The organism is Pseudomonas sp. PAGU 2196 (assembly GCF_022179005.1).
GTDB lineage: Bacteria > Pseudomonadota > Gammaproteobacteria > Pseudomonadales > Pseudomonadaceae > Aquipseudomonas > Aquipseudomonas kermanshahensis.
In genome coordinates this window covers 1-663 of the sequence record NZ_BNTL01000081.1, presented here as the reverse complement: position 1 = coordinate 663, position 663 = coordinate 1, and the positions used below count along the sequence as shown (strand labels likewise).

The following is a 663-nucleotide window of genomic DNA, read 5'->3' as shown; positions in this document are numbered from 1 at the left end:
TATGCCACTGTTTGAAAATCCCTTGCGGGAGTGAAAAGGCGCAAATTGCGTTTCTAAATATTTCGTATACAGAGGAGGGGAATGACTCCAACTTATTGATAGTGTTTTATGTTCAGATAATGCCCGATGACTTTGTCATGCAGCTCCACCGATTTTGAGAACGACAGCGACTTCCGTCCCAGCCGTGCCAGGTGCTGCCTCAGATTCAGGTTATGCCGCTCAATTCGCTGCGTATATCGCTTGCTGATTACGTGCAGCTTTCCCTTCAGGCGGGATTCATACAGCGGCCAGCCATCCGTCATCCATATCACCACGTCAAAGGGTGACAGCAGGCTCATAAGACGCCCCAGCGTCGCCATAGTGCGTTCACCGAATACGTGCGCAACAACCGTCTTCCGGAGACTGTCATACGCGTAAAACAGCCAGCGCTGACGTGATTTAGCACCGACGTAGCCCCACTGTTCGTCCATTTCCGCGCAGACGATGACGTCACTGCCCGGCTGTATGCGCGAGGTTACCGACTGCGGCCTGAGTTTTTTAAGTGACGTAAAATCGTGTTGAGGCCAACGCCCATAATGCGGGCTGTTGCCCGGCATCCAACGCCATTCATGGCCATATCAATGATTTTCTGGTGCGTACCGGATTGAGAAGCGGTGTAAGTGA

Annotated in this window: 1 pseudogene; it reads right to left on the bottom strand. The window is 52.0% G+C overall.

Annotation, left to right across the window (positions count from 1 at the left end):
* Positions 1–92: 92 nt before the first annotated feature.
* Positions 93–663, bottom strand: a pseudogene (locus MFF34_RS28020) (IS1-like element IS1A family transposase); the annotation flags it as partial.